Origin of the sequence: Leisingera sp. S232, from assembly GCF_049800895.1 — a bacterium.
Taxonomy (GTDB): domain Bacteria; phylum Pseudomonadota; class Alphaproteobacteria; order Rhodobacterales; family Rhodobacteraceae; genus Leisingera.
This window is the reverse complement of sequence record NZ_JBNAFX010000001.1, coordinates 133,117-147,077: the sequence shown is the minus strand read 5'-3', so window position 1 is coordinate 147,077 and position 13,961 is coordinate 133,117. Positions and strand designations below refer to the sequence as shown.

At 59.9% G+C, this 13,961-nt stretch carries 14 protein-coding genes; 9 read left to right on the top strand and 5 right to left on the bottom strand.

Going from position 1 to position 13,961, the window contains the following annotated elements; genetic code table 11:
- Window positions 1-142: 142 nt before the first annotated feature.
- Entirely contained in the window at window positions 143-1,759 is a 1,617-nt protein-coding gene (locus ACP151_RS00735) for an ATP-binding protein (RefSeq protein WP_424976908.1), read from the top strand.
- A 79-nt stretch (window positions 1,760-1,838) separates the two neighbouring features.
- Here ACP151_RS00735 and ACP151_RS00730 read toward each other — a convergent pair whose 3' ends face one another.
- The 3 genes from ACP151_RS00730 to ACP151_RS00720 form a co-directional block, all read right to left on the bottom strand.
- Window positions 1,839-2,261, bottom strand: a complete 423-nt coding sequence (locus tag ACP151_RS00730) for a response regulator (RefSeq protein WP_424976907.1) — start codon at window positions 2,259-2,261, stop codon at window positions 1,839-1,841.
- A 16-nt stretch (window positions 2,262-2,277) separates the two neighbouring features.
- Window positions 2,278-4,083: a CHASE domain-containing protein gene (locus ACP151_RS00725; protein ID WP_424976906.1), complete on the bottom strand. Its 1,806-nt coding sequence runs from the start codon at window positions 4,081-4,083 to the stop codon at window positions 2,278-2,280.
- Window positions 4,084-4,405: 322 nt separating this feature from the next.
- Window positions 4,406-5,419 carry a Hint domain-containing protein gene (locus ACP151_RS00720; protein WP_424976905.1) on the bottom strand — a complete coding sequence of 338 codons (1,014 nt, stop codon included), beginning with the start codon at window positions 5,417-5,419 and terminating at the stop codon, window positions 4,406-4,408.
- 208 nt (window positions 5,420-5,627) lie between these two features.
- Here ACP151_RS00720 and ACP151_RS00715 point away from each other — a divergent pair, with 208 nt between their 5' ends.
- The 5 genes from ACP151_RS00715 to ACP151_RS00695 all read left to right on the top strand — a co-directional run bounded on the left by ACP151_RS00715 (window position 5,628) and on the right by ACP151_RS00695 (window position 10,972).
- On the top strand, window positions 5,628-6,407 hold the full coding sequence (locus ACP151_RS00715; protein ID WP_424976904.1) for an SDR family oxidoreductase: 780 nt from the start codon (window positions 5,628-5,630) through the stop codon (window positions 6,405-6,407).
- Window positions 6,408-6,421: 14 nt separating this feature from the next.
- Entirely contained in the window at window positions 6,422-7,546 is a 1,125-nt protein-coding gene (locus ACP151_RS00710; protein WP_424976903.1) for a hypothetical protein, read from the top strand.
- A gap of 219 nt (window positions 7,547-7,765) precedes the next feature.
- Window positions 7,766-8,815: a methyltransferase domain-containing protein gene (locus tag ACP151_RS00705; RefSeq protein ID WP_424976902.1), complete on the top strand. Its 1,050-nt coding sequence runs from the start codon at window positions 7,766-7,768 to the stop codon at window positions 8,813-8,815.
- Window positions 8,816-8,972: 157 nt separating this feature from the next.
- Window positions 8,973-10,079, top strand: coding sequence for an ABC transporter ATP-binding protein (locus tag ACP151_RS00700; protein ID WP_424976900.1), 1,107 nt, complete (start codon window positions 8,973-8,975; stop codon window positions 10,077-10,079).
- 41 nt (window positions 10,080-10,120) lie between these two features.
- Window positions 10,121-10,972 carry a GNAT family N-acetyltransferase gene (locus ACP151_RS00695; RefSeq protein WP_424976899.1) on the top strand — a complete coding sequence of 284 codons (852 nt, stop codon included), beginning with the start codon at window positions 10,121-10,123 and terminating at the stop codon, window positions 10,970-10,972.
- Window positions 10,973-11,040: 68 nt separating this feature from the next.
- On the opposite strand, the gene ACP151_RS00690 is transcribed toward ACP151_RS00695, so the two are convergent.
- Window positions 11,041-11,715, bottom strand: coding sequence for a helix-turn-helix transcriptional regulator (locus tag ACP151_RS00690; RefSeq protein WP_424976898.1), 675 nt, complete (start codon window positions 11,713-11,715; stop codon window positions 11,041-11,043).
- A 102-nt stretch (window positions 11,716-11,817) separates the two neighbouring features.
- Window positions 11,818-12,126 (bottom strand): hypothetical protein, encoded by a 309-nt coding sequence (locus ACP151_RS00685; protein WP_424976897.1) that lies wholly within the window; start codon window positions 12,124-12,126, stop codon window positions 11,818-11,820.
- A gap of 227 nt (window positions 12,127-12,353) precedes the next feature.
- On the opposite strand from ACP151_RS00685, the gene ACP151_RS00680 reads away from it, so the two are divergent.
- From ACP151_RS00680 to tatC, 3 genes are read left to right on the top strand one after another with little or no spacing between them, the layout of a single operon-like run.
- Window positions 12,354-12,569: a twin-arginine translocase TatA/TatE family subunit gene (locus ACP151_RS00680; RefSeq protein ID WP_424976896.1), complete on the top strand. Its 216-nt coding sequence runs from the start codon at window positions 12,354-12,356 to the stop codon at window positions 12,567-12,569.
- 6 nt (window positions 12,570-12,575) lie between these two features.
- The gene (gene tatB, locus ACP151_RS00675; protein WP_424976895.1) at window positions 12,576-13,052 is read left to right on the top strand and encodes a Sec-independent protein translocase protein TatB; all 477 of its coding nucleotides are present in this window, start codon (window positions 12,576-12,578) and stop codon (window positions 13,050-13,052) included.
- On the top strand, window positions 13,049-13,939 hold the full coding sequence (gene tatC, locus ACP151_RS00670; protein WP_424976894.1) for a twin-arginine translocase subunit TatC: 891 nt from the start codon (window positions 13,049-13,051) through the stop codon (window positions 13,937-13,939). Before tatB ends, tatC begins: the two co-directional genes overlap by 4 nt.
- The last annotated feature ends 22 nt before the right edge of the window (window positions 13,940-13,961 follow it).

Below are 13,961 nucleotides of genomic sequence, written 5' to 3'. Positions count from 1 at the left end.
GCCCTGGCACATTTGGACCTGCTTTGGGCGTCAAGGGAAACAATTCTAACTTGCCTATGTTTTAAAGACGATTTTCTTGTAACATTGTCACTGCGAAAACATTGTTTAAGACTTCAGTAGCTTTGCCTTTAAGGAACCCTACGTGCCACAAGTTGAATTTTCAGATCACTTTGAAATTCTGGAAGCTATTGAACTTGCGGTGATTGTTCTGAAAATGGGCGAAGATGGGCTGCCACGTTACGTGGTCATGAACGCAAAGTCGCGAGAGCTGACGAAGTTCAAGCGCAGCGACTATTTAGGCAAGACGGCGCTGGAACTTTATGGCGGTGCGACAGGCCGGAGAGCTTTGAACCATCATCTGGCTGTCATCAACGGCGGCAAGGCTGCAACATATGACATCGTGCTTCCGGTGGAGAACAAGGAAAAACATCTCAGCACCACTCTTCGGCCGGTGTTCGACGAAAACGGCCGCCCGATCTACCTTGTGGGCACGTCCATCGATGCCACCACTGAACGCGAAAGAGACGAAGCGCTGGAACTCACCCGGATGGCGCTCGACAAGGCCGAAGAGGCCAGCAAGGCCAAGGAACGCTTCCTGGCAAACATGAGCCATGAGATCAGGACGCCGATGAATGGCATCATCGGCATGTGTGAGCTGCTGAAGGAGACAGACCTGGACGAGCAGCAGCAGCTTTTTGCGGATACCATCTTTAGTTCTGCAACCACGTTGCTGACGGTCATCAACGATGTGCTCGATTTTTCCAAAATCCAAGCTGACAAAATCTCTCTGAACGAGGCGCAGTTTTCGCTCTATGATGTGGTTCAGGACGTGGGAACCCTGCTGTGGGCCAGGGCTGCTTACAAGGGGATCGACCTGCGAACCGAGTATTCCGAAGACGCGCCGCGTGTGTTTTCCGGTGATGCGGGCAAGATCCGGCAAATCCTGATGAACCTGTTGGGCAACGCGATTAAGTTTACCGAACACGGCCATGTCACCGTCAGTGTTGTCTTTGATCCCGAGGCTGTGAACCATACCTTGAAAATTCGCGTCTCGGATTCCGGCATCGGGATTGAGCCTTCGCAAATGCAGTGGATTTTTTCCGCTTTTGAACAGGTGAATCGCCGGGCGGTTCGCGTGATCGAGGGCACCGGGCTGGGCCTTGCGATCACCCGCGCGCTGGTAGAGAGGATGGGGGGCACGGTGACAGCGTCCTCCGTACCCGGCGAAGGGTCCGTTTTCACAGTGGGACTGAGCCTGCCACCTGTCGCTGACCTGGACCCGCTGGACCCGACTGCTGCTGCGGGACCTCAACTCAAGGACCGCAGGCGGGCGCTGAACGCCGCGCCTGGCCTGACAGCTCCAGATGTGCCGCCCGATGCTCTCAGCGGCAAGCGTGTTCTGGTTGCGGAAGACAATAAGACCAATCAGCTGCTGGTTCGCAAAATGCTGAACTCAACTGGCGCTGAGCTTCGTTTCGCCGCAAATGGCCAGGAAGCGCTGGAGATGTTCAAGTCCGAGGGGGCCGACCTGATCCTGATGGATCTATCCATGCCTGTCCTCGGCGGATTGGATGCTACACGCCGTCTCCGGGCCTATGAACTGGAAAATGGGCTGGTCGAATGTCCGATTGTTGCCCTGACTGCCAACGCCCAGCCCAGCGATGTCGAAGCCTGCCTTGCCGTCGGGATGAATGACTTTCTGTCAAAGCCTTTCCGCAGGATCGAGCTTTTGAACCGGATCCTGCTGCAGTTTAGCTAAAGCGGTTCCCGCGGGGCAGGTTGACCGTTTCAGGGACTTTGTCAGCGGCAGGTCTAACCGCTGTTTGACGCCGCTGCTATCAGGCCGTTGCGCAGTGCGGCGGGGTGCAGACATCCCACATTTCCTGCAGCGCGTTCAGTACTTTCTTCGTGCCTGCAGAGGAGCTTGGCTTCACAATATAGCTGCTGATGTTGCGGTGGTAGGCGCGGGTGATGTCGTGCGGGCTGTCGGAAGTGGTGAACATATAAACGATATTGTCGGAAATCTCCTCCCTGGCGCGCAATTCATCAAGAAATTCATGGCCGTTCATGCGCGGCATGTTGATGTCCAGCAAGATGAAAAAGGGGCGAGGCAAGTCCCGCCCGCGCTCCGTCGTCAGCAGTTCCAGCGCTTCTTGGCCATCGCAGGCCCGCACCAGAGTGGCAGAGGGAGAATGCTTCTTCAGCATGCGCTCCAGGATGAGCGCATCCACATCGTTGTCTTCAATCAGGAGGATGTTCATTCGGTGGTTTTCCACGTTAGGCGGCTTTGGTTTTGATGTCTTCAGCGGCGGTACTGTCTCCGGCAGGCCAGCTGAACCGGAATTCGGCACCATGTCCAACTTCGGACTGCAGGGTCACTTTGAAACCGTGATGTTCAACGGTCTTTTTGACGATGGCGAGGCCAATCCCGGTGCTTTCCGGGTCTCCTGCCCGCCGCAGTGTCTGAAACACGTCGAAGATCCTGCTGTGGTATTTTGGTTCAATGCCATTGCCGTTGTCGCGGACCGCTATGTCGCAGCGGGTGCCTGCGTCGGTTGCGTGGACGGTAATTTTGGCATGCTCAGGATCAGGATGGTACTTGATCGCATTGCCCACCAGATTTTCCAGCACACGGACAAAATTGAAGCTGTCGGTGGAAATATGCGTCAGGCTTCCAGTCAACTCCAGCTGGCTGGTGGACAGGTTGAAGTCAGACCGGAACGTTTCGATGACCTCAGGTAAGAACAGTTCTTTTTCTTCAGTCGTATGTTTGCCGATGCGCGCATATTCCATCACGGCCTGGGTCAGGTCGTTCATCCTGCCCACCCGTTCGGTGATCCTCTGCAGGTTGGCGGCCACGTCGGGATCGGCATTGCTGGAAGTAAAGTAGTCTTCCAGATCCTCCTGGACCATTTCGGTCAGCGTGCCGATGCCGCGCACGGGCGTCTTCAAATCATGCGAGGTGATATAGACGAATTGTTCCAACTCCTCGTGGGCCTTTTCCAGTTTCACGGTCTTTTCCTTCAGGTCGGCGGTGACCCGTGCCGCATAGGCTTGGGCGCGCTGTCTGGAACGGCCCATGAAGAAAAGAAGCGAGATGACCAACGCCTCGATCACCAGGCCGCCAGTCAGGATGAGCATGGGCTGCGAATAGGAATGAGCCTGACGGAAGCCGAGGTTGGTGCGGATATCAAGCTGCCAGGTGCGGCCATAAATCTCCATCTCGACGGTTTCTGAAAATTTGGGGGAGGGGTCGAAACTGGGGGCTGCCGGGTTATGCTCGTCATAGATGATCTCGCCGCCGTCGCTGATGCCGAGACGCACGTGGCGGAGGTCCTTGGACAGCAGGCCCGCCATCAGCTTGCGGACCACAAACGGCGCATAGACCATGCCGTCAGGGTGCTGTTCACCGGTAGCGGGGCTGTTGGCTGCCCTGCCGGAATAAAACGGCGCATAAAACAGGAAGCCTGCGGTGCTGCTTTCATCCTGTACCAGCACAATCGGACCAGTGATCTGCGCGTCGCCGGTTGCGCTGCTGGCCAGGGCGGCTTCGCGGCGGTTGACCTCATGGGCGATATCCAGACCGACGGCCGCCGCGTTGATGTTTTCGGGTTCAATAAAGGAAATCGGCAGGCGGAAGTCGTGGTCATGCGCGGGATAGACAGAGAAATCGGGCCGTTCTTTGCGCCGTTTCTGCAGGTAGGTTTCGAATTGGCCGGGTTCGACATAGTGGATAATGCCGATCCCGTTGATTCCAGGGTATCGCTCATCCACGCGCAAGGTGTCTGCAAAGGTTTTCCACTGCTGGTAGGTCATGTCGCCGCCATGGGATCGGACAGCGGATACGCCAGCCCACAGGGCGTCCTCATACTTCTCCATCCGGGCGGAAATCAGCCCAACGACCTGATCGCGGGCAGCCAGAAACGCGTTCTCGATACGGGTCTCTGCTTGCGCGCTGGCATAGAAATAGGCGCCAACAGTCATCATCAGCGACAGCCCGATGACCAGCGCGTGGATCAAGGATAGATGGAAGCTCCGGCCGAATTGCCGCCAGCGATCCAGGGTTGAGAAGCGGTCAAGCATGTTTTCCACTCATTTGTCGAGCTGGATTTATTCTGCTTTTGCGGGCTTAAGATGCGGTGAATTTTTTGCGGCAGCTGATTGCCCGGTTGGAAATTTGACGGAGCATGAGCAAGATTCTGCCGGAGCGCAATGTCAGTCACGTCGGTCCGTTTTCCTGCTGACCCCGCTATGTTGCGCGCCGCCCGCGGGCCGGAGGTCGATTTGAAGGCAAGTGGCCAAGCTGGCGGAACAGGGCAGGTTGCGCGTTCGCCTCTTCTAAAAGTATTGGTTTTATTTCAATGGTTTGATGTGACCGGTAAAGCGTTCGACCCAAAGAGTGCGGTCAGCACAAAGAGGCCCGTTTGAGCAACCCTACAGCATCCGGACGGTCCAGCAGAGACCGGTTGACGTTTAGCCCATGGGCACCGCGGGTGTGTTGTTCGGGCAGCGTGCCGGGGCGGGAGGTCCAGAAATCCTCCGGCAGCACCGGGCGCGTGACCGGGTCGAGAAAGGTGCTTTCGGCTGCGATTCCCTCGGCGTAGATGATGTGATGCTGATCAAACAGTATCTGGAAGTAATCGGTGAACCCGCCGTCCAACACCACCACGCTGCCGCCGTTGACCAGATCGCGGGCGCGCACCAGCAGCTCCGGTGCGCCTGCACCGATTTCGTCGCGGCGCTGGTAAACCATCAGGCGGTGGCTGGGGCTGACGATCAGGTCGTTTAAATTGTTCAGGGCGCCCTTGCGGATCAGGATCGGGGCAAGATCGCCGACGGCGCGCAGGGTGGATTGGCCGATCCAGCGCACGTCCTGAATGCCATCGTCGCGCGTCAGCACGCGGTCGCCGGCCTTCATGTCCTCAATCTTGCGCTGTTCGCCGGTGGACAGGGTGATGCGGGTGCCGCGGGTAAAGGAGACGCAGGCGGATTGCGCCAGTTTGCGCCGCGCCGGTGCGCGTTCTGCTTTGACCAGAGTGTAGGGGGTCTGCGCCTGAAGAGGCGCCAGCGGCACCAGAAAGATAGCGGCGATATATCCCTCGGTGTCGGCCTCGACCATCACCAGAATCTCAGTGTTGGGGCCGCGGTCGGGCATCAGTGTCAGCAAGCAATCCAGATGCAGCGCAGCGCCGGCAGGGCCGGTGCCGCTGCCATCGGCGATGGTGAAACTGCCGTCGTGATGGGCTGCAATGGCCAGACGCTGCGGTGGTGCCGGGCTGTCGAGCAGGTAGATGTCATCCAGCATCAGATCCTCGAGCACGCCAAGCGGATCGCCCATATTGGCACCGTATTCAACGCGGAAACGTTCTGCCGGGTAGGCCTGAACGGAGGAAAGGCTGGCGGTCACTGTCTGTCCCATGCGGTTTTGTTGCGGTCCTTCAGTCCGATATAGGCCCCAAAAAGGTTCCTGTCTGATGAATTTGCCTTGAAAATGTGGCGAAACGGCGGAGGGAAGACGCTGTTTTTCCGGCAGCTGGCCGGAGCCAGCGGCTCTGGCAGGTCTGGCCTTCCGCTCCCGCGCGGTGCACTCTCTGCGCAAACAGCAGGGTTTTCGCGGGAGAAAGACAATGGATCTGGGTATTTCGGGCAAGCGCGCACTGGTCTGCGCCAGCAGCAAGGGGCTGGGTCTGGGCTGTGCCGAGGCGCTGGCAGAGGCCGGAGTGAATCTGGTGATGAACGCACGTGGGGCGGAGGCGCTGGAGGCCTCGGCGCAGGCAATCCGCAGCCAATACGCTGTCGATGTGGTGACGGTTGCGGCGGATGTGACCTCTGAAGAGGGTCAGAAGAAAGTGCTGGATGCGGCGCAGGGCGTGGACATTCTGGTGACCAATGCAGGCGGCCCGCCGCCGGGCATGTGGACCGACTGGGACCGGGAAGACTTCATCAATGCGCTGGATGCCAACATGCTGACCCCGATTGCGCTGATCAAGGCGCTGGTGCCCGGCATGATGGAACGCGGCTGGGGGCGGGTGGTCAACATCACCTCGGTCTCAGTGAAATCGCCGATCCCGGTTTTGGGGCTGTCGAATGCGGCGCGTGCAGGGCTGACCGGCTATGTGGCGGGCACTGCCCGGCAGATCGCCGGCAAAGGCGTGATCATGAACAATCTGCAGCCGGGCATCCATGCCACCGACCGCGCCGTGTCTCTGGATGGCGGCGCAGCGCAGGCGCAGGGCATCACGCCCGACGAAGCCAAGGCGCAGCGCTGTGCCACTATTCCGGCAGGCCGCTATGGCACACGGGCAGAGTTCGGCGCCACCTGCGCCTTTATGTGTTCACAGCACGCAGGCTTTATGGTCGGCCAGAATATCCTGCTGGATGGCGGTGCCACCAACACCACGATGTAAGGAGGGCCAGATCGATGGATGGCGGGTTTTCGTTGAAAGACCAGTTGTTTAACCGGGAAAAGGTTCATTACCTGGCGGAGCTGTTTGCCACGGCGGACAGCCGCTTTGATGCCGCAGGTTTTGAGGCGCAGGTTATGGCGGACCTGCCGGCACTGGAGCTGAAGCAGCGGATGACCCTGATCGCGGATGTGCTGGCGGATCATCTGCCGGACGCCTTGCCCGAGGCTGCGCCGATCCTGCTCAGGGCGCTGCCGCCGCCCTTGGATCCGTCGAAAACCGACGATGATTTCGGGGATTTCATCTTTGCGCCCTTGGGGGAATTTGTGGCAGCCAAAGGCGTGCACGCACATCCCCAGTTGTCGCTGGATCTATTGGAAGAGATCACCCAGCGGTTTTCGATGGAATGGGCGATCCGCCCGTTCTTGAACCGCTGGCCCGAGGACGTGCTGGTGCGGATGCAGGATTGGGTTGGGCATTCCAGCTATCACGTGCGTCGGCTGGTGAGCGAAGGCACACGGCCGCGGCTGCCCTGGGGGGAGGCGGTCGGACTGTCTCTGGACCAGCCATTGCCGCTGCTGGATCGTTTGCACAGCGATGGCGCCCGTTATGTCACCCGCTCGATCGCCAATCATCTGAATGATATCGCCAAGAAGGATCCGGATCTGGTGATGGATCGGTTGGAGGCCTGGCAGACAGCGGGGGGGCAATCAGCCAAGGAACTGGCCTGGATGACCTCTCATGCCTTGCGTGGACTGGTCAAGGCGGGGCATCCACGGGCGATGAAAATGCTGGGGTATGACCCGGATCTGGAGCTTGAGGCTGACGTCGTCATAAAATCGGAAAAAGTACGAATTGGCGACGCACTGGAATTCGCGACACATCTGAAGGGGCAGGCGGGATCACCAGTCCTTGTGGATTATATTATTCATTTCCAGCGCCCTGGCGGGAAGGTTTCAGCCAAGGTGTTCAAGCTGAAGCAAACTAAGATTTCTGGAAAATTGTTGACATTAGACAAGCGGCACAAGCTGAAAGGCAACGCCTCCACCTTCAAGCTGGTGCCGGGGCCGCACCGGATGGAGCTGATGGTAAACGGCAAGGTGCGGGCCGAGGCGGTGTTCGAACTGCTGCCGGCAGGTTGACGTCCAATCGTGTTCCCGGCGGGCAATGCCTGTCTGCATCTGTCAAACCAGAGGTATGCCGCGGGCAGAGACGGGGCGGCTGCACCGTCTCTGCCCGCGAATGAGCGCTGCATTCAGCGCTTTTCTTCACACTTGCGTCAGTTTGGTCCCGTGCCTGATTGCCGCTCTGCGGAGAGAAGGCTATCCCTTTGCCGGAAATCTCCACGAAAGGCGGCTGCCATGAATCATGAAAACGTGCAGAATTATTACGGTGAAGTGCTGCAGGGCAGCAGTGACCTCCAGACCAATGCCTGCTGCACGCCGGATGACATGCCGGACTATGTGAAGTCGGTGCTGTCGAAAATCCATGACGAGGTGCTGACCCGCTACTACGGTTGCGGGTTGATCGCGCCGGAAGCGCTGGAAGGTGCACGCATCCTTGATCTTGGCTGCGGGGCGGGGCGCGATGTCTATGCGCTGTCGGCGCTGGTCGGCGAACACGGCAAGGTCGTTGGCGTTGATATGACACCGGCGCAGCTGGACGTGGCACGGCGGCATCAGGACTATCACGCTGAGGTCTTTGGCTATGCCAGCTCCAACGTTGAATTTCACCACGGCTACATCGAAAAACTGGAGGAGCTGGACCTTGAGCCAGGCTCGTTCGACATCATCGTTTCCAACTGCGTGATCAACCTGGCCACCGACAAGGGAGCCGTGCTGCGCGGTGCGCATCACCTGCTGAAAGAGGGCGGCGAGATCTATTTCTCGGATGTCTATGCCGACCGCCGGGTGCCGCAAGAGATGGCAAAGGATGAGGTGCTCTATGGTGAATGCCTGTCGGGTGCGCTGTATTGGAACGATTTTCTGTCGATCGCCAAGGCATCAGGGTTCAATGACCCGCGTATGGTGACCGCGCGCCTGCTGACCATCGAAAACCCGGTTCTGGAAAAGCGCGTGCAGCCGCTGAAGTTCCTGTCGGCCACCTACCGGCTGTTCAAACTGCCTGCATTGGAGCCCGCGTGCGAGGATTACGGTCAGGCAGTGATCTATAAGGGCACCATTGAACATGCGCCGCATGTCTTTGCGCTGGATGATCACCATGTCATTGAAACAGGCAAGGTGTTTCCGGTCTGCGGCAATACCTGGATGATGTTGCAGGACAGCCGCCTGGCGCCGCATTTTGACTTCATCGGCAGTTTTGACGAACATTATGGAATATTTGAGGGCTGCGGCGGCAATTCGCCCTTCAACGGGCTGGAGCAGGACGGCGCAGCGGCGGGCTGCTGCTGAGCCCGGATCAATGTCCCGCCCGGCCAAGAGGCCGGGCGCTTCCTGTGCTGTGCCTTCCCAGGCGCCTTTGGCAATTCAGATCGCTTGCGGCCCCGCCGCTGGGTTGTTATCCCGTCGGGAACCCAAGCATTTTCATCGGACACAGCCCCGAGGCCTCATGAATACTGCCACTGCCGGCCTCCGCCGCTCCATCGCCCCGCCGCGGCTGGAAATCCGCAACATCCGGCGCTTCTTCGAAGGCCGTGCGGTGGTGGATGATGTCTCGCTGCAGATCCAGGCCGGGCAGGTGACCTGCCTGCTGGGGCCGTCGGGCTGCGGCAAATCCACCACTTTGCGGATGATCGCCGGGGTGGAGATGCAGGACAGTGGTGAAATCTATGTGGATGGCAAGCTGATCTGCGATACCATGTTCCGGGTGCCGCCGGAGCGGCGCGAGATCGGGTTGATGTTCCAGGACTTTGCTCTGTTTCCTCACTTAAGTGTGGCAGACAATGTGGGCTTTGGCCTGAAGGGCAGCAAGGACGAGAAACGCGCTCGGGTCGAGGAACTGCTGAACCGGGTGGCGCTAAAACGCTTCATCGACGGCTATCCGCATCAGCTGTCGGGCGGCGAGCAGCAGCGGGTGGCGCTGGCCCGCGCAATCGCCCCGCGGCCGCGCATCATGCTGATGGATGAACCGTTCTCCGGTCTCGACAACCGGCTGCGCGACGGTATCCGCGACGAGACACTGAGCCTCCTGAAGGAGGAAGACACCGCCGTTCTGCTGGTGACGCATGAGCCGGAAGAGGCGATGCGGATGGCGGATGAAATCGCGCTGATGCGCGGCGGCAGGATCGTGCAGCAGGGCGCGCCCTACAATGTGTATACCCACCCGGTCGACAAGGCCGCGCTGTCCTTTTTTAGTGATGTGAACGTGCTGGAGGCCGAAGTGAACGGCGCCCTGGCACGCACTGCCTTTGGCGAGTTTCTGGCGCCGGGCGTGGCGGATGGCACAGCGGTAGAGATCGTCTTTCGTCCGCAGCATCTGCGCATTGATTTCGACCGGGCCGGTCAGGGGCCACTGCCGACTCCCAGCGACGGCGTGCCCGCGCGTGCAACAGTTGAGCGCGCGCGTTTCCTGGGCAGCGAAAGCCTTGTGGAGTTCCGGATGGATTTTGACGGTTCGGTTCTGAAAGCCACGGTGCCCAACGTCTTCCTGCCTGAAGCGGGCCGGGTGATGTGGCTGACAGTCCGGCGCAACCGCTGTTTTGTCTTTCCTGCCTGATCTTTAGCGCGCATTGTACCCTCGGGTGCAAGGAGAGGCAGATGCAAGGCAGCTATCAGATCCGGGTGTTGACCGCCGCGGAAATCCAAACTGCTGCAGCCTGGGCTGCGCGTGAAGGCTGGAACCCCGGCCACCGGGATGCCGCCTGCTTTGCTGCCGTTGACAGTTTCGGATTCTGGGGCGGGTTTCTGGATGGGCAGATGATCTCTTGCATTTCTGTTGTGAACTACGGCGAGGCATTTTCCTTCCTCGGTTTTTACATCGTAGCGCCAGAGCACCGCGGGCAGGGCTATGGATATGCGCTGTGGCAGGAGGCACTGGTGCATGCGGGCACGCGCACGGTGGGTCTGGACGGGGTGGTGGACCAGCAGGACAACTACCGCCGGTCCGGATTTGAGCCGGCATACCGCAATATCCGTTTTGGCGGTCTGCCGCGAGGCAGCTTGACGCGCTCTGAAGGCTATGCCGTTTCGCGCTTGTCCGTACCTTCGGCGGCATTGGATGCATTGGATGCCCGCGTCTTTCCGGCGCCGCGCGACGTGTTCTGGCGGCAATGGCTGGCTGCCGACGGGCATGTGTCTGCAGGCGCGCGCAAAGACGGTGTCTTGTCTGCCTTTGGCACGCTGCGCCCCTGCAGGAGGGGCTGCAAGATCGGTCCGCTGGTGGCTGAGACCTGCGAGGGTGCAGAGGCTGTTCTGGCAGAGCTGCTGCAGGCGTTGCCGGACGGGCAGGAGGTGTTTCTGGATGTGCCGGCCCCCCATGCCGAGGCGGTGCAGCTGGCGCGCAGCCTGGGGCTGGAGCCGGTGTTTGAGACTGCCCGGATGTACCGCGGGCCTGCGCCGCAGCTGGCGCTGGATGCGATTTACGGCGTCACCAGTTTTGAATTGGGCTAGGGGTGGGGCTCTGCCCCCGCCGCCTTTGGCGTCTCCCCCGGGGGATTTGAAACCAGAAAGAAGCGGTTTCAGGAGCCGTAGGGATCGTAGTCCTGCAGGCGTTTGCCGGGTTCGTCCACGAACAGCTCTGGCAGGGCGGCGGCGGCCTCGATCAGGTCGACACGGAACACCCGGAAGGCGCCGCGGGTTTCGCACCAGGCGGTCAAGGTCCAGACCCGGCCCCAGTATTCCATGTGCAGCGGTCGGATTTTGCGCTCGGTCAGGGTGCCGTCGATGCGCCGGTATGTCAGCTGCAGTTTCTGCCGCGCTTTGATTGCGGCGCGCAGGGCAGGCATATGGGCCAGGGCGCGGGCGGCGTCCGAGAACGGGTAGACCGCGAATTTCCACGCATCCGCCTCGGCGATGGTCTGTTCGGGCAGCACTGCGTCCACCTTGGCCGCCAGCGACAGGGCGGCGGATTTGAGATCCGGGTCGGCGGCTTCGGCGACGATGGCCATGCCGAGGTTCAGCGCCTCCAGCTCTTCGGGCGTCAGTGTCAGCGGCGGCAGGCTGATTTGCTCGCGCACCATGTAGCCGACGCCGCGCTCGCCCTCCACCGGCACACCGGAGGCAACCAGCGTGTCCATGTCGCGGTAGATGGTGCGGGTGGAGACCTCCAGCCGCTCGGCGATATCCTGGGCGCGGTGCAGTTTCCCGTCGCGCAGGATCTGGATGATTTCAAAAAGGCGGTCGGTGCGGCGCATGGGGCTAGCCTTTGCGCGGTGGCGTCAGGAGGTCAAGAGCTGCGCCCGGCCTGCAGGCTCTGCCTGCATTGTTTTCGGCCTTCGGGCGCAGCCCGGCAGGCCTTAGGGGGCCATCTGCCACAGCACCTCTTCATGGCGCATGCTGGCGCTGTCGGGTGCAAGCGCTGCAACCACTTCGGGGGCGAATTCCTGTTGCATGAAGGTCTGTGCCACGTTCTGCGCCGTTGCCATGTCCTTCCAGACCACATAGTCCGTCCATTTGCCGTCTTCGCCCTGGCTCAGCTGACGGGTGACAAAGCCGTCCTGCTTGCGCACGAAGTCTTCGGTGCGTTGCATCAGCGCCATGAAGTCCGCGGGACTCACCCCGTTGGCCAGTTTGAAAGTCACGATTTCGGCGACATGCTTGCTCATCACGTTTCTCCTTTGTTCATGTGATGGGCTGGGTTTACGACCCTGCAACTGACATAAACCTGTCAGTTGGGTGCGTGCGGGTGGTAAAAGTTTCGGTTTCCCGCGCTTGCAGGTGCTTTCTGCGGGTGGAGTTGCTTTCGTTCAAAGCTGCGCCCGCGCTAAACCGGTAACGAACAATTCCACCGGCGCTGCCGCTTTTGCGCCGGATCACGTAAGGAGAGACTTTCATGCTCAACAACATCGGCCTTCCCGGCATTCTTCTGATCGCTGTCGTCGTTCTGGTCCTGTTTGGCCGCGGCAAGATTTCCTCGCTGATGGGGGAGGTCGGCAAGGGCATTACCTCCTTCAAGAAAGGCATCAACGAAGGCAGCAAGGAGCTGGAAGAGGATGCCGGTGTCGAAGCAAAAGACGTCACCCCCGAGACCGAAAAAGACAAGGCATAAGGTCGGATGTTCGATCTTGGGTGGACCGAGCTTCTGGTCATCGGTGTAGTGGCGCTGATCGTGGTCGGCCCCAAGGACCTGCCGGTTCTGTTCCGCAATGTGGGGCGGTTTGTCGGCAAGGCCAAGGGGATGGCGCGCGAATTCAGCAGTGCCATGCATCAGGCTGCGGATGAGGCCGGAGTCAATGAGATGACCAAGGGTCTGAAGGCTGCGTCAAACCCTGTCGGCACCGCCATGGACGGGGTGAAACAGGCCGCGCAGGACATGGCCAAATCCATCGACCCGACCAAATACGATCCTGACAGCGAGACCGGCAAGCTGGCGGCCAAACGCGCCGGGGATGCCAAGAAGATCCAGGCGTCGACAGCGCGTGCTGCAGCCGAGCGCAAGGCGCGCGAGGCGGAGGAGGCGCTGGCCAAAGCAGAAGAATACGAGGCGGCGCTGAAACCTGCGACCGCCAGTGAAGAAGAGGCCAAATCATGAGCAAAACGGATGAGATCGACGACTCAACCGCGCCGCTGATCGAACATCTGGCCGAACTGCGCAACCGGCTGATCCATTCGGTTGCGGCCTTTGTCGTCGGCATGGTGATCTGTTTTACGGTGGCGACACCGGTGTTCAACTTCCTGACAGCCCCTTTGTGCCAGGTGCTGGCCGAGGGCGGGCAGGACTGTGCGCTGATCTTCATCAGCCCGCAGGAGGGCTTCTTTGTCGCGATCAAGATCTCTTTCCTGGGCGGGTTCATCCTGGCATTTCCCTATATCGGGTTCCAGATGTGGCGCTTTGTGGCGCCGGGGCTCTACAAGAACGAGAAGGGCGCGTTTCTGCCCTTTATGATTGCGTCGCCGTTCATGTTTCTGCTGGGCGCCAGCTTTGCCTTCTATGTGGTGACACCGCTGGCCTATGACTTTTTCCTCGGTTTCCAGCAATTTGGAACCGGCGGCGAGGCGGTCACCGGCGAGGAAGTCAGCCAGGGCCTGAGTGTGGTGTTCCAGGGGTCGGCGCAGGAATATCTGAACCTGACGATCAAGTTCATCGTGGCCTTTGGCCTGTGCTTTCAGCTGCCGGTTCTGCTGACGCTGATGGGCAAGGCCGGGCTGGTCAGCTCTGAAGGGCTGGGGGCAGTGCGCAAATATGCGGTAGTGGCGATTCTGGTGCTGGCCGCACTTGTAACGCCGCCGGATGTGATCACCCAGATCATCCTGTTTGTGGTGGTGTATGGGCTTTATGAAATCTCGATTTTCCTTGTGGCCCGTGTCGAGAAAAAGCGTGAAGCGAAGCTGCGTGCGGAGGGCTACTATGACGACGAGGAAATGGAGGCCCATCCCGATGATCCGCCGGTGGCTGACACAGAGGACAGCAAAGGCTGACGGAGCTGAGCTGGCTTGAAAC

Bases quoted from the DNA above. Each gene is read 5' to 3' on its own strand.
- ACP151_RS00730 (WP_424976907.1), bottom strand. From the start codon at position 2,261: ATGAACATCCTCCTGATTGAAGACAACGATGTGGATGCGCTCATCCTG.
- ACP151_RS00725 (WP_424976906.1), bottom strand. From the start codon at position 4,083: ATGCTTGACCGCTTCTCAACCCTGGATCGCTGGCGGCAATTCGGCCGG.
- ACP151_RS00720 (WP_424976905.1), bottom strand. From the start codon at position 5,419: ATGGGACAGACAGTGACCGCCAGCCTTTCCTCCGTTCAGGCCTACCCG.
- ACP151_RS00715 (WP_424976904.1), top strand. From the start codon at position 5,628: ATGGATCTGGGTATTTCGGGCAAGCGCGCACTGGTCTGCGCCAGCAGC.
- ACP151_RS00710 (WP_424976903.1), top strand. From the start codon at position 6,422: ATGGATGGCGGGTTTTCGTTGAAAGACCAGTTGTTTAACCGGGAAAAG.
- ACP151_RS00705 (WP_424976902.1), top strand. From the start codon at position 7,766: ATGAATCATGAAAACGTGCAGAATTATTACGGTGAAGTGCTGCAGGGC.
- ACP151_RS00700 (WP_424976900.1), top strand. From the start codon at position 8,973: ATGAATACTGCCACTGCCGGCCTCCGCCGCTCCATCGCCCCGCCGCGG.
- ACP151_RS00695 (WP_424976899.1), top strand. From the start codon at position 10,121: ATGCAAGGCAGCTATCAGATCCGGGTGTTGACCGCCGCGGAAATCCAA.
- ACP151_RS00690 (WP_424976898.1), bottom strand. From the start codon at position 11,715: ATGCGCCGCACCGACCGCCTTTTTGAAATCATCCAGATCCTGCGCGAC.
- ACP151_RS00685 (WP_424976897.1), bottom strand. From the start codon at position 12,126: ATGAGCAAGCATGTCGCCGAAATCGTGACTTTCAAACTGGCCAACGGG.
- ACP151_RS00680 (WP_424976896.1), top strand. From the start codon at position 12,354: ATGCTCAACAACATCGGCCTTCCCGGCATTCTTCTGATCGCTGTCGTC.
- tatB (WP_424976895.1), top strand. From the start codon at position 12,576: ATGTTCGATCTTGGGTGGACCGAGCTTCTGGTCATCGGTGTAGTGGCG.
- tatC (WP_424976894.1), top strand. From the start codon at position 13,049: ATGAGCAAAACGGATGAGATCGACGACTCAACCGCGCCGCTGATCGAA.